The 12784-nt window shown below is 73.7% G+C and carries 12 protein-coding genes; 7 read left to right on the top strand and 5 right to left on the bottom strand.

Annotation, left to right across the window (positions count from 1 at the left end; translation table 11 throughout):
* Both AB0E14_RS37680 and AB0E14_RS37675 read right to left on the bottom strand, forming a co-directional pair.
* A partial coding sequence (locus AB0E14_RS37680) for a hypothetical protein (protein ID WP_362429370.1) occupies nucleotides 1-347 on the bottom strand: 347 nt, incomplete at its 3' end.
* Nucleotides 344-2068 carry a right-handed parallel beta-helix repeat-containing protein gene (locus AB0E14_RS37675; RefSeq protein ID WP_362429367.1) on the bottom strand — a complete coding sequence of 575 codons (1725 nt, stop codon included), beginning with the start codon at nucleotides 2066-2068 and terminating at the stop codon, nucleotides 344-346. The genes AB0E14_RS37680 and AB0E14_RS37675, both read right to left, overlap by 4 nt.
* Before the next feature lie 164 nt (nucleotides 2069-2232).
* On the opposite strand from AB0E14_RS37675, the gene AB0E14_RS37670 reads away from it, so the two are divergent.
* The 5 genes from AB0E14_RS37670 to AB0E14_RS37650 all read left to right on the top strand — a co-directional run bounded on the left by AB0E14_RS37670 (nucleotide 2233) and on the right by AB0E14_RS37650 (nucleotide 7339).
* A complete protein-coding gene (locus AB0E14_RS37670) occupies nucleotides 2233-2832 on the top strand; it encodes an NAD(P)H-dependent oxidoreductase (protein WP_362429364.1) in 600 nt (199 codons plus the stop codon).
* A gap of 12 nt (nucleotides 2833-2844) precedes the next feature.
* Nucleotides 2845-4578: an ABC transporter ATP-binding protein gene (locus AB0E14_RS37665; RefSeq protein WP_362429361.1), complete on the top strand. Its 1734-nt coding sequence runs from the start codon at nucleotides 2845-2847 to the stop codon at nucleotides 4576-4578.
* 104 nt (nucleotides 4579-4682) lie between these two features.
* On the top strand, nucleotides 4683-6536 hold the full coding sequence (locus AB0E14_RS37660) for an ABC transporter ATP-binding protein (protein WP_362429376.1): 1854 nt from the start codon (nucleotides 4683-4685) through the stop codon (nucleotides 6534-6536).
* Nucleotides 6537-6614: 78 nt separating this feature from the next.
* Complete coding sequence (gene cutA / locus AB0E14_RS37655) at nucleotides 6615-6947, top strand: divalent-cation tolerance protein CutA (RefSeq protein ID WP_362429358.1); 333 nt, start codon at nucleotides 6615-6617, stop codon at nucleotides 6945-6947.
* A complete protein-coding gene (locus AB0E14_RS37650) occupies nucleotides 6944-7339 on the top strand; it encodes a gamma-glutamylcyclotransferase family protein (protein ID WP_362429355.1) in 396 nt (131 codons plus the stop codon). Before cutA ends, AB0E14_RS37650 begins: the two co-directional genes overlap by 4 nt.
* Here the strand turns inward: AB0E14_RS37650 and AB0E14_RS37645 are convergent.
* The 3 genes from AB0E14_RS37645 to AB0E14_RS37635 all read right to left on the bottom strand — a co-directional run bounded on the left by AB0E14_RS37645 (nucleotide 7293) and on the right by AB0E14_RS37635 (nucleotide 11112).
* The gene (locus AB0E14_RS37645) at nucleotides 7293-9500 is read right to left on the bottom strand and encodes a molybdopterin oxidoreductase family protein (RefSeq protein ID WP_362429352.1); all 2208 of its coding nucleotides are present in this window, start codon (nucleotides 9498-9500) and stop codon (nucleotides 7293-7295) included. The two genes, AB0E14_RS37650 and AB0E14_RS37645, sit on opposite strands and share 47 nt — an antisense overlap.
* 96 nt (nucleotides 9501-9596) lie before the next feature.
* Nucleotides 9597-10208, bottom strand: coding sequence for an ElyC/SanA/YdcF family protein (locus AB0E14_RS37640; protein WP_362429373.1), 612 nt, complete (start codon nucleotides 10206-10208; stop codon nucleotides 9597-9599).
* A gap of 172 nt (nucleotides 10209-10380) precedes the next feature.
* Entirely contained in the window at nucleotides 10381-11112 is a 732-nt protein-coding gene (locus tag AB0E14_RS37635) for an aquaporin (RefSeq protein WP_362429349.1), read from the bottom strand.
* A 66-nt stretch (nucleotides 11113-11178) separates the two neighbouring features.
* Here AB0E14_RS37635 and AB0E14_RS37630 point away from each other — a divergent pair, with 66 nt between their 5' ends.
* Both AB0E14_RS37630 and AB0E14_RS37625 read left to right on the top strand, forming a co-directional pair.
* Nucleotides 11179-11877 (top strand): hypothetical protein, encoded by a 699-nt coding sequence (locus AB0E14_RS37630; RefSeq protein WP_362429346.1) that lies wholly within the window; start codon nucleotides 11179-11181, stop codon nucleotides 11875-11877.
* An 89-nt stretch (nucleotides 11878-11966) separates the two neighbouring features.
* A partial coding sequence (locus tag AB0E14_RS37625) for a CbiX/SirB N-terminal domain-containing protein (RefSeq protein WP_362429343.1) occupies nucleotides 11967-12784 on the top strand: 818 nt, incomplete at its 3' end.

Raw genomic sequence — 12784 nt, 5'->3', positions numbered from 1 at the left:
CCGGCCGCGACGCCGGTCGCGACCGGGGCGAGGGCTCCCCTGAGGGTGGCCAGCGAGCGGCGCAGCCGGCCCGGCTCGGGCTCGCCGGGTCCCGCGATGGTGGCGAGCACCTCGTCGGCCGCCGCCTCCGTGTCCTCGCGCTCCTGGTCCGCCAGGCCCTGCTCGGGGAGGGCGCGCAGCAGCTCGGCGACGCGCTCGGCGAGCGCCTCGTAGCCCGGGGCGACGCCCTCGCCGTTGAACTGCTGGTTCTGGGTGACCGTCTCGTTGCCCCAGGCGAACTGGTTGTGGGAGACCGCGCCGTGGAAGACGGGCCCCTGGGAGTGGTGGTCGTTCTCGCGCTCGCTCATGTGGTCCTGCCGTCCTCGTTCGACTGGTTCTGGGTGACGCGGTCGTTGTTCCAGGCGAGCTGGCTGTTGACGACGGAGCCGGCGACGTACACGCCGTCGACGTGGATGACCGTCGACTTCTGATCGACCGTGCGCACCGTCTTGTCGACGACCTCCAGCGAGGTGCGCAGGCCGACGAGTTCGACGCGGCCGTTGTGGATGACGGCGACCCCCTCGGTCCCGTTCACGGCGCAGTCCACAAGACGGCCGGAGCTCTCGTCGGCGAAGAGCGCCCCCACGGTCGCGCAGTCGGTGAACTCGCTCTCCGCGACGTTCAGATAGCCGGACTCGGCCACCGACAGGCCGTTTCCCTCCGAGCCGCGCACCGTGAGGTTCTTCGCGAAGACCCTGCCCTTGCCCGCCACGACGGCCCCGCCGACCCTGACCGTGGTGGCCGTGCAGTCGTGCAGGTGCGCCTGCGCCTCCTCGCCGGCGAAGAAGCCCACCGCCACGCGCTCCGCCGTCACGCCCCTGAGGGTGACCCTGGACTGGCCGAGCGCGGTCACCGCGGTCTCGACCTCGCTGAACGCCACGTCGGTGAGGTCGGCCGTGGTGCCGCCGTCCCCGTTGGTGTCCAGGCCCAGCGTGCAGCGGTCCACCCGGACGTGCTCGAAGGTGCCCTTCGAGCCCTCCATGACCCGCAGCGCGGAGTTCGGGAGGTCCTCGATCCGGACGTCGCCGAAACGCCCCCGGGAGCCCTCCGTGACCGCGATGCCGACGTTGCCGCCCGAGATCTGGCAGCGCACGACCTCCGGCGCGCCGCCCCGGGCCGAGAGCACACCCACGTTGCGGGCGTCGACGACCCGGCAGTCCTCGTACCGGCCCCGGGCGTCGGTCTCCACGATGATGCCGGTGTCGCGGCACGCGGTGAACACGCAGTCGCGCACCACCGGATCGGCGCCGCTCCCCGCGCCGAGACCGTGCCGGGCGTCGGTGACGCGCGTACGGTCCACGGAGCCGCGGGACTGCTCGATGAACATGATCCCCTCCCCGTGCACGGCGGTGATCGCGCAGTCCGCCACCACGAGCCGGGCCCGGGTGTCCGCCATGAGGGCCGCGTGCCCGGTGCCGGTCAGCTCGCAGTCGGCGACCTCGGCGCGCGCGTCGCAGACCCGGACGCCGTGGATCCGGCTGCCCTCGACCCGGCTGCCCCGGAGGGAGAGCTGGGCGCCCTCGATCGCGGCGATCGCGTTGTCGGCGGCGTCGGTGAACCGGCACCGCTCGATCGTCCCGGTGGACGCGGTGAACAGCGTCCGGCCGTGCAGGAACGTGCTGTCCCGCAAGCTGACCTGCGTGTTCGGCCGCGCGTGCGTGCCGACCCCGCCCGGGGTGCGGACCTCCACACGGTCGAGCACGAGGCTGCCCTGCGCGCAGGCGACGGCGTCCTGCTCGACGTCCCGGCCGGCCAGCACCAGCCCCTCGACCTGGACCGATCCGTAGGTCTCCAGGACGGTCCCGCGTGCCAGGTGCACCTCGACGGAGCCCGGCCCCTCGGCCGCGACCAGCCGCACGTCGCCGCGGGCGACGAGGCCCTCCTCGTACCGCCCGGCCGCGATCTCGACGACCGCCGACCGCCGGCGGCGGGACACGGCCTGCAGGGCGGAGAAGGCGCGCAGGGCGGAGGTGATGTTCGGGTAGGTGCCGCGCCGGCTGTGTGGCGAGACGACGTACTTCACGACCATGCCACGGACCCCCGTCCAGCTCCCGTTCCCGGACTCCCGATGTTACCGGAGGGGGCTGAACGGCCGCTGATGCAAGGCATGTTGACGGGTCGTAGGGTCCCCGAAGAGGGCCGGGGAAATCTCCGCTTGACCTCAATCAAGCTTGAGGTATCAGGATCGTCGGCATGGACAACACGCGTACGAACTCCACGCCGCTCAAGCTCGCCGTCATCGTCGCCAGCAACCGCGAAGGACGGTTCGCCCCCGTGCTCGCCGAGTGGTTCCGCGGCCGGCTCGCCGAGCACACCGACTTCTCCGTCGACTTCGTCGACCTCGCCGATGTCGAGCTGCCCACCGCTCTCTCCCACCACCCCGCCGCAGCCGTCCGCGCCGAACTGGCCAAGGTGTCCCCGGTCCTCGACGCCGCCGACGCCTTCGTCGTCCTCACCCCCGAGTTCAACCACTCCTTCCCCGCCTCCCTGAAGTCCCTCATCGACTGGCACTTCGGCGAGTGGCAGGCCAAGCCCGTCGGCTTCGTCTCCTACGGCGGGATGTCCGGCGGCCTGCGGGCCGTGGAGCAACTGCGCCTGGTCTTCGCCGAGATGCACGCCGTGACCATCCGCGACACGGTCTCCTTCCACAACGCGCACGGGGAGTTCGACGAGGCCGGCCGGCACCGGGACTCCGCCGGTCCCGACGCCGCCGCCAAGGCGATGCTCGACCAGCTCGCCTGGTGGGCCCACGCCCTCCGGGACGCCAAGACCACCCGCCCCTACGGCGCCTGAGGGAAGTCCTCCATGCTGCTGCGACTCATCGCCGGACGGCTCCGCCCCTACCGGTGGACCCTGGCCCTCGTCGTCCTCCTCCAACTCGCCCAGTCCCTCGCCTCCCTCGCCCTGCCCACGCTCAACGCCGACGTCATCGACAACGGCGTGCTGCGCGGGGACACCGGCCATGTCCTGACCGGTGGGGGTCTGATGGCGGCGGTCACCCTCTTCCAGGCCGCCGCCGCGGCCGCCGCCGTCTACTTCGGCGCGCGGATCGCCATGGGCGTCGCCCGTGACGTGCGCGCCGCCGTCTTCCGCCGGGTCCAGGACTTCTCCGCCCAGGAGATCAGCCGCTTCGGCACCGCCTCCCTCATCACCCGCACCACCAACGACGTCCAGCAGGTCCAGACGTTCGCCGTGCTCGTCCTGACGATGCTGGTGGCGGCGCCCCTGCTGTGCGTCGGAGGCATCGTCATGGCCCTCGACCAGGACGTCCCGCTCGCCCTGCTGTTCCTGCTCTTCGTCCCGATGATGGCCGGCGGGGTCGGCGGTGTCGTGCTGCGCATGCGACCGCTCTTCCGGGGCATGCAGGAGCGGGTCGACCGGGTCAACCGGGTGATGCGCGAGCAGATCACCGGCGTCCGGGTCGTCCGCGCCTTCGTCCGTGACCGGCACGAGCAGCTCCGCTTCGGCGGGGCCAACGACGAACTGCGCTCGGTCGGCACCCAGGTCGGCCGGCTCCAGGCGCTGATGTTCCCGATCGTGCTGATCGTCTGGGAACTGTCGACCGTCGCCATCATCTGGGTCGGCGCCCACCGCATCGAGTCCGGTGCCCTGCAGGCCGGTTCGCTGATCGCGTTCCTCGGCTATCTGCTCCAGATCATGATGTCGGTGATGATGGTGCTCTTCCTGCTGATGCACATGCCGCGGGCCGAGGTCAGCGCCGAACGCATCCAGGAGATCCTCGACACCGAACCCGCCGTCTCCGCCCCCACCGCCCCCGTCCACACCCTCCACGGCCCCGGTCTCCTCGACGTCCGGGACGCCGACTTCAGCTACCCCGGCGCCGAGGAGCCCGTCCTGCGCGCCGTGCGCCTCACCGCCCGCCCCGGCCGCACCACCGCCGTCATCGGCTCCACCGGCAGCGGCAAGTCCACCCTCCTCGGTCTCGTGGCGCGGCTCTTCGACGCCACCGACGGCCAGGTCACGGTCGGCGGCGTCGACGTCCGCGCCATGGACCCCGCGCTGCTCGCCCGTACCGTCGGACTCGTCCCGCAGAAGCCGTACCTCTTCTCCGGCACGGTCGCGAGCAACCTGCGGTACGGGCGGCCCGAGGCGAGCGACGAGGAACTGTGGCACGCCCTGGAGGTCGCCCAGGCCGCCGACTTCGTCCGCGCCCTGCCCGAGGGGCTCGACGCGCCGGTCGCGCAGGGCGGCACCAACCTCTCCGGCGGCCAGCGCCAACGGCTCGCCATCGCCCGTGTCCTCGTCGCCCGCCCCCGGGTGTACCTCTTCGACGACTCGTTCTCCGCGCTCGACTACCGCACCGACGCACTGCTCAGGGCGGCGCTGAAGGAGGAGACCGCCGACGCGACCGTCGTCATCGTCGCCCAGCGCGTCTCCACCATCCGCGACGCCGACCGGATCGTCGTCCTCGACCAGGGCCGGGCCGTCGGCAGCGGCACCCACGAGGAGCTCATGCGGACCAACGCCACGTACCGGGAGATCGTCCTCTCCCAGCTCACCGAGGAGGAAGCGGCATGAGCGACACCCGCGCGCCGGAGAAGCCGATGCAGCCGATGAAGCCGGAGAAGCCGGAGAAGCCGGAGAAGCCGGAGAAGCCGGAGAAGCCGGAGAAGCCGGACGCGATGAAGAAGCCGCAGAAGACCGCCCCCGAGCGCCGAGGACCCGCCGTGCAGCAGCGCGGCCCCGGCATCAGCACCCCGTCCCTGGAACGCTCCCTCGACTTCCGCGCCTCCGGCCTCCGGCTGCTGCGCACCATGGCCCCCGAACGCACCCGCCTCATCGGCGTCCTCGCCGCCGCGGCCGCGAGCGTCTCCCTCGCCGTCCTCAGCCCGCTGTTCCTCGGCCGCGCGACCGACCTCGTCGTCTCGGGCGCCGCGCGCCCGGCCGGCGTCGACTTCCGCGCCGTCGGCGAGATGCTCGCCCTCTCCTTCGCGGCCGTCGCGGGTTCCGCCGCGTTCAACTGGGTCCAGCAGCGCCTCGCCACGAGCGTCGTCCAGCGCGCGGGACACCGGCTGCGCGCCGAGGCCCAGGCCAAGCTGGCCCGGCTGCCGCTCTCGTACCTCGACGGGCAGCCCCGCGGCGAACTCCTCAGCCGCACCACCAACGACATCGACAACATCGTCCAGACCCTCCAGCAGGCCTTCAGCCAGATGGTCCGGGCGCTCCTCACGCTGGTCGGCGTGCTGGTGATGATGTGCTGGATCTCGCCGCTGCTCGCCCTCGTCGCCCTCGCGACCGTCCCCGTCTCGCTGTTCGTCGCGGCGCGGATCGGCAAGCGCGCCCAGCCGCAGTTCGTGAAGCAGTGGGCGGTCACCGGCCGGCTCAACAGCCACGTCGAGGAGATGATCACCGGTCACGCCGAGGTCGTCGTCTTCGGCCGGCGGGACGCGGCCGTGGCGCGCTTCGACGAGCTGGGCGAGGAGCTGTACGGGGCGAGCTTCCGGGCCCAGTTCATCTCCGGCTTCATCCAGCCGGCCCTCACCTTCGTCGGGAACCTCAACTACGTCCTGATCGCGGTCGTCGGCGGGCTGCGGGTGGCGAGCGGCACGCTGAGCGTCGGCGACGTGCAGGCGTTCATCCAGTACTCGTACGAGTTCAACGGCCCGATCAACCAGATCGCGGCCATGGCCAACCTGCTGCAGTCCGGGGTCGCCTCCGCCGAGCGGGTCTTCGACCTCCTCGACGCAGAGGAGGAGTCCCCCGCGCCCGTCGCACCCGTGTCCCCGCGCAAGGCGGCCGAGGGCAGGGTCTCCTTCGAGAAGGTGGCGTTCCGCTACGAGCCGGACAAGCCGCTCGTCGAGGACCTGTCGCTGAGCGTGGAGCCGGGGCAGACGGTCGCGATCGTCGGCCCGACCGGCGCCGGCAAGACCACGCTGGTGAACCTCCTGATGCGGTTCTACGAGATCACCGGCGGCCGGATCACCCTGGACGGGACCGACATCGCGGCGATGTCCCGCGAGGAGCTCCGCTCCGGGATCGGCATGGTCCTGCAGGACACCTGGCTCTTCGGCGGGACGATCGCGGAGAACATCGCGTACGGAGTTCCGGGCGAGGTGTCGCGCGAGCGGATCGTGGAGGCCGCGATGGCGACCCACGCGGACCGGTTCATCCGCACCCTCCCCGACGGCTACGACACGGTCCTCGACGAGGACGGCGCCGGCCTCAGCGCGGGCGAGAAGCAGCTCATCACCATCGCGCGGGCGTTCCTGTCCGAGCCGGTGATCCTGGTCCTGGACGAGGCGACCAGCTCCGTCGACACCCGTACCGAGGTGCTCATCCAGCGGGCCATGTCCTCGCTCCGGGCGGGCCGTACGTCCTTCGTGATCGCGCACCGGCTCTCCACCATCAGGGACGCGGACGTGATCCTCGTGATGGACCGGGGCGCCATCGTCGAACAGGGCACGCACGAGGAGCTGTTGGCCGCGGGAGGCGCCTACGCCCGGCTGCACGCGGCCCAGTTCGAGGCGGCGGCGTGAGCCCGGGGCGGGGTGCCGTGGGACCGGGGCCCCGCGGTGAGGGCGCGGGGCGGGTCGGGGGTGAGTACGGTGGGCCGCGTGACCCTCGCCCTCACCGTACTCACCACCACCGACAGCCCGGCCAAGGCCCAGGAGCTCGCGCGCGGCGCGGTCGAGGCCCGCCTCGCCGCCTGCGCCCAGGTCTCCGGTCCTGTCACCTCCGTCTACCACTGGCGGAAGGCGATCGAGACCGAGGAGGAGTGGCAGGTCCTCTTCAAGACGACGGAGGCGCGCTACGACGAGCTGGAGGCCCACCTCCTGGCCGCGCACGACTACGAGACCCCCGAGGTCCTCGCCACCCCGGTGGTGCGGGCCTCGGCCGCGTATCTGGCGTGGCTGGAGGCCGAGACGTCGGCGCTTCCCCCGGCATGAGGGAGCTGCCCTTCTTCGTCTACGGCACGCTGCGGCCCGGCGAGTACAACCACGACCGCTTCCTGATCGGCCGCACGGCCCGGGAGGAACCGGCGCGGCTGGCGGGCGCGCTCCTGTACGACGGGCCCGGCTATCCGTACGCCGTGCCGGGCGACGGGCTCGTCGCGGGCGACCTGGTGACCGCCGCGCCGGGCGGGTACGCCGAACTCCTGGACCTGCTCGACCGGGTGGAGCTCCCGGCCGGCTACGAGCGGACCGAGTGCGAGGCGGTCCGGCTCGCGGACGGCGCGGTCGTGCGGGCCTGGGTCTGGTTCGCGGCGCCCGGCACCCCGTACGGGCCGCTCATCACGGGCGGGGACTGGCGGGCTCGACCCGGACCGCGCACGTCTTGAACTCGGGCATCCGGGAGACCGGGTCGAGCGCCGGGTTGGTGAGGGTGTTGGCGCGGCCCTCGCCGGGCCAGTGGAACGGCATGAACACCGTGTCGGGCCGGATGGCCGCGGTGATCCGCGCGGGCGCGACCGCCCGGCCACGCCGGGACACCACGGCGACCCGCTCGCCCTCGGCGACCCCGATCCGCTCGGCGAGCCGCGGATGCAGCTCCACGAACGCCCCGGGCGCGGCGGCGTTCAGCTCGGCCACGCGCCGGGTCTGCGCCCCGGACTGGTACTGCGCGACGACCCGCCCGGTCGTCAGGACGACGGGGTAGTCGGCGTCGGTCTCCTCCGCCGCCGCCCGGTGCGCGACCGCCACGAACCGGGCGCGCCCGCTCGGCGTCGCGAACCGGTCGAGGAAGAGCCGAGGGCTCCCGGGGTGCGGAACCCGCACGCGAGGCTCCGGTCGCCCGGCGCCCTCACCCGCCGTGCTCTCCGGGAGAGCGCCCTCCCCGCCGCTCCCTTCCTCCGGGCACGGCCAGAAGACGCCGTTCTCCTCGCGCAGGCGGCGGTAGCTGATGCCCGAGTAGTCCGCCGGGCCGCCCGCCGACGCGCGACGGAGCTCGTCGAAGACCTCCTCCGGGTCCGTCGGGAAGCCCTTCTCCCGGCCGAGGAGGGCCGCGAGCCCGTGCAGGACCTCCAGGTCCGTGCGGACCCCCGCCGGCGGGGTGATCGCCCGCTGCCGCAGCAGCACCCGCCCCTCCAGGTTGGTGGTCGTGCCCGTCTCCTCCGCCCACTGGGTGACCGGCAGGACCACGTCCGCCAGCTCCGCCGTCTCCGACAGGACCACGTCCGCGACCGCCAGGAAGTCCAGCGCGCGCAGCCGCCCCTCGATGTGCGCGGCGCGCGGCGCCGACACCACGGGGTTGGAGCCCATGAGGAGCAGCGCCTTCACCTCGCCGCCGAGCGCGTCCAGGAGTTCGTAGGCGCTGCGCCCGGGCCCCGGCAGCGTGTCCGGGTCCACCCCCCACACGCCCGCCACGTGCGCCCGCGCCGCCGGGTCGTCCAGCTTCCGGTAGCCGGGCAGCTGGTCCGCCTTCTGGCCGTGCTCCCGGCCGCCCTGGCCGTTGCCCTGGCCGGTGAGGCAGCCGTATCCGCTCAGCGGACGCCCGGCCCGCCCGGTCGCCAGGCAGAGGTTGATCCACGCGCCGACGGTGTCCGTGCCCTTCGACTGCTGCTCCGGGCCGCGCGCGGTGAGCACCATCCCGCTCTCCGCGTCGCAGAACATCCGCATCGCGTCCCGCAGCAGCGGCACCGGCACACCCGTGATCCGCTCGACGAGCTCGGGCCAGTGCGCCATCGCCCCGGCCCTGGCCGCCTCCCACCCCTCCGTCCGCTCCCGGACGAACTCCTCGTCCACCCGCCCCTCGGCGACCACGAGATGGAGCAGCCCGAGCGCGAGCGCGAGGTCGGTGCCGGGGCGGGGCGCGAGGTGGAGATCGGCCTGCTCGGCGGTGCGGGTGCGGCGCGGGTCGACGACGATCAGCTTCCCGCCGTTGGCGCGCAGCTCGGTCAGGTAGCGCAGCGCGGGCGGCATCGTCTCGGCCAGGTTGGAGCCGACGAGGATCACGCAGCCGGTGCGCGGGACGTCGTCGAGCGGGAAGGGGAGCCCCCGGTCGAGGCCGAAGGCCCGCTGGTGCGCGGCCGCCGCCGACGACATGCAGAAGCGGCCGTTGTAGTCGATCTGCGAGGTGCCGAGCACGACCCGGGCGAACTTGCCGAGCGTGTACGCCTTCTCGTTGGTGAGGCCGCCGCCGCCGAAGACCCCCACGGCATCGGGTCCGTGGTCGGCGCGGGTCCGGCTCAGCCCCTCGGCGACGGCGGCGAGTGCCTCCTCCCAGGAGGCGGACTTCAGGACACCTGTGTCAGGGCACCGGACCAGGGGCCCGGTCAGCCTGACCCGGGAGGAGAGTACGGCCGGGGCGGTACGGCCCTTGCCGCACAGCGCGCCCCGGTTGACGGGGAAGTCGGGGCGCTCCACCACCTCCAGGGGCACCTCCGCGGAGCCTGCCGACGGGCGCAGCGACATGCCGCACTGGAGCGCGCAGTAGGGGCAGTGCGTGGCGACGGCGGTGGCAGGGGCGGCAGGGGCGGCGGGGGTGGTGACAGCCTCGGACATGCGGAAACTCTGCGACGGCCGTGTTACGGGCGGGGGCGCTCCGCATTACGGGTGCCGCCCGTTCTGCTCCCGCGGCCGCCGTGCCTGCCGTGAGGGTCAGCGGGCGGAGGCGAGCGCCTCCGTCACGCCCCGCTCCCGCTCGCCGAGGAAGTGCGGGTCGGGACGGAGGCCCGCGTCCAGGGCCGCCTTGCCCGCCGCGACGAGCTCGCGGACGCCGCCGTAGTAGAAGACGGAGTCGTGGGGCTCGACGACCTTCACCCCGTACGACTCGATGCCGGCGGCCCGGCAGAGCGCCACGGCCCGCTTGATGTGGAAGTCCTGGGTGACGAGGACGGCCCGGTCGACGCCGAAGATCCTCTTGGCGCGGACGCACGAGTCCCAGGTGTCGAAGCCCGCGTAGTCGCTGACGATCCGGCCGTCCGGCACCCCGCGCTCGGTGAGGTACGTGCGCATCGCGTCCGGCTCGTCGTACTCGACCCGGCTGTTGTCGCCGGTGACGAGGACGACCTTGACCTTGCCCGCGCGGTACAGCTCGGCGGCGGTGTCGAGCCGGTGCGCGAGGTACGGGGTCGGGCGCCCGTTCCAGAGGCCTGCGCCGAAGACGACGGCGACCTCCTGGGCCGGCACGTCGGCGGTGGTGCGCAGCCGGCTGTCGGCGACGGCGTGCGTCCAGGTCGCGGGCGCGAGGGCGAGGACGGCGCCCAGCATGACGGCCTGGACCGTACGGCGCCTGGCCCTGGTGGTGCGCGGCACGAGCGGGACCCGGGTCAGCCCGAGCACGCCCCGCCTCAGCCCGAGCACGCCCCGCTTCAGCCGGGCGGGTACGCGCACGCGTCGCAGGCCGCGCATGGATGAACCTCCGTGGATCTCGACTGTTCCGTCACCCTGTTCGACGCGAACGCGGGCCTTTCGGTTCGTTCCGGCCGCCGTACAGCACGGAGGCGAGGGCGACGCCGAGCAGCGCGCCGAGGAGCTGAGCGCCGACGAACCCGGGGAGCGAGCCGGGGGCTATCCCGGTGAAGGAGTCGGAGAAGGAGCGGCCGACCGTCCCGGCCGGGTTGGCGAAGGAGCCCGAGGAGGTGAACCAGATCGCGGCCAGCAGGTAGCCGCCCACGGCGATCGGGGCGAGCGAGGAGCGGCCGATCCGGCGCAGGCCCTGGACGAGCAGGACGAGCCCGGCCGTGGCGACGGTCTCGCCGAGCAGCAGATGCGGATCGGAGCGGACGGCGGTGGACCAGGTGCCCGGCGCCCGACCGAACATGGCCTCGGCGAGCAGGGCACCGGCGACGGCGCCGACGAACTGGGCGGCCACGTAGACCCCCACCTCGCGGATCCTCGGGGCGCCGTCCTCGCCCCGGCGGGCCCACCACTCGGAGAGGGTCACGACGGGGTTGAGGTGGCCGCCGGAGAGAGGGCCGAGGAGGGCGATGAGCAGACCGAGCCCGAGGGCCGAGGCGAGCGAGTTGGCCAGCAGGCGCACCCCGACGTCCGGGCTGAGCGCGGCCGCCTGGATGCCCGATCCGACGACGACGGCCACCAGCGCCGCGGTGCCCACGAGTTCGGCGGCGGCGCGCCGGGGCAGCCCGGGGGGAGGGGAGGGAGACATTCGCATGACGGAAAAGATATTCCGCTAGATAAAAGGATGAGAGAGGAAGGGGTGAACCCGTACGATCCGCGCATGATCGACGAGGCCGCCCTCAACAACGCGGAGTGGTGCCAGGCGATGTGCGCCGCGCACGGCCGCCCCGGCGCCTTCGGGCCGCGCGCCTGGACCAACACCCGCCGGACCCCGCTCTACTACCCGGACGCGGTGACGCTGACCGACGACGCGTCCGTACGGGACGTCCTCGACTCCATCGACCGCGAGACGCCCGGCGCCACGGTCAAGGACTCCTTCGCCCGGCTCGACCTGGCCGCCGAGGGCTTCCGGCCGCTCTTCGATGCGCGCTGGATCCACCGGCCCGGGTGGCTTCCCCCGACGCAGACCGAGGCGCCGGCGGGCACCACCTGGCGCGCCGTCGGCACCCCCGAGGGACTCCTCGACTGGGCCCTGGCGTGGAGCGGCGGAGACGCCGACGAAGCGGCGCTCTTCCGCGCCGGACTCCTCACCGACCCGTACACGAGGATCGTCGCCGGGTACGACGCCGAGGGCCGGATCGCCGGGGGAGCGGTGCTCACCGACAACTGGCGCCTCACCGGTATCTCCAACCTCTTCGCCGCACCAGGGGTGGACCCGGCCGAGGTGTGGGCCGGCTGTCTGACCCAGGTCGACGCCGGCAGCCCCGTCGTCGGCTACGAGTCCGGCGACGACCTGCCGCCCGCGCTCGCCGTGGGCTTCGAGGAACTCGGCCCGCTCCGGGTCTGGCTGGCGGCCTGACACCGCCGCCCGGGCGGCGGTGAGGGCACGGAAAACACTCGTGACGCCCGCGCAACGGGGCGGCAACGCGGCGCCGTCAGGATCGGTGCATGACGGAGCGGGACGACAGTACGTTCGACACCACGGCCGAGCTGCTCGGCACGATCACGACCCGGCTCGGCGAGCGCCTCAGCCAGGTCCGCCCGTACGGAGCCGTGCGCGACACCCGCCCCGCCCTCGTGGCCGTCGGCCACGGCAGCCGCGACCCGCGCGCCGCCGCCACCCTCGGCCGGCTGGCGGAACGCGTCCGCGAACTCCGCCCGGGCCTCGACGTCCGCCTCGCCCACATCGAACTGAACCCCCCGCTCCTCCCGGCCGCCCTGGCCGACCTCGCGCCCGCCGCCCCCGCGGCCGTGGGCACGGGTTCGGCGGACCCGGCACGCACGGACCACGCGCGGACGGATCTCCCGCGCACGGATCTCCCCCGCACGGACCCGGCGTGCACCGACCTCCCCCGCACGGACCCGGCACGCACGGACCTCGCGCGGACGGACCTCGCGCGGACGGGGCGCGTCCTGGCCCCGGCGGCCCCCGCCTGCCCCCGCGCCGTTCTCGTCCCGCTGCTCTTCGGGCCCGGGCACCACGTCAAGCACGACCTGCCCACCGCTGCCGCCGCGCTGCCCGAGGGCCGGGTCCGGATCGCCGCGCCGCTCGGCGCGCACCCGCTGCTCGTCGAGGCGCTCGCCGACCGGCTGACCGAGGCGGGCTGGACCTCCGCCGACAGCGCCTCGCGCGCCACCGGCGTCGTCCTCGCGGCGGCCGGCTCCCGGGACCCCGAGGGGCTCGCGGCCGTCCGGCTGATCGCCGCCGCGCTCTCCGAGCGGCTCGGCGGCACCCCCGTCGTCCCCGCCTACGCCTCCGCCGCCAC

The sequence above is a fragment of the Streptomyces sp. NPDC047981 genome (assembly GCF_040653315.1).
GTDB lineage: Bacteria > Actinomycetota > Actinomycetes > Streptomycetales > Streptomycetaceae > Streptomyces.
The sequence above is the reverse complement of the archived record's forward strand: the minus strand, read 5'-3'. Positions and strand labels throughout refer to the sequence as shown.

Coding starts and splice junctions, on each gene's coding strand:
- AB0E14_RS37660 (WP_362429376.1), top strand. CDS start 4,683: ATGAAGAAGCCGCAGAAGACCGCCCCCGAGCGCCGAGGACCCGCCGTG.
- AB0E14_RS37635 (WP_362429349.1), bottom strand. CDS start 11,112: ATGCGAATGTCTCCCTCCCCTCCCCCCGGGCTGCCCCGGCGCGCCGCC.
- AB0E14_RS37675 (WP_362429367.1), bottom strand. CDS start 2,068: ATGGTCGTGAAGTACGTCGTCTCGCCACACAGCCGGCGCGGCACCTAC.
- AB0E14_RS37645 (WP_362429352.1), bottom strand. CDS start 9,500: ATGTCCGAGGCTGTCACCACCCCCGCCGCCCCTGCCGCCCCTGCCACC.
- AB0E14_RS37670 (WP_362429364.1), top strand. CDS start 2,233: ATGGACAACACGCGTACGAACTCCACGCCGCTCAAGCTCGCCGTCATC.
- AB0E14_RS37640 (WP_362429373.1), bottom strand. CDS start 10,208: ATGCTGGGCGCCGTCCTCGCCCTCGCGCCCGCGACCTGGACGCACGCC.
- AB0E14_RS37650 (WP_362429355.1), top strand. CDS start 6,944: ATGAGGGAGCTGCCCTTCTTCGTCTACGGCACGCTGCGGCCCGGCGAG.
- AB0E14_RS37630 (WP_362429346.1), top strand. CDS start 11,179: ATGATCGACGAGGCCGCCCTCAACAACGCGGAGTGGTGCCAGGCGATG.
- AB0E14_RS37665 (WP_362429361.1), top strand. CDS start 2,845: ATGCTGCTGCGACTCATCGCCGGACGGCTCCGCCCCTACCGGTGGACC.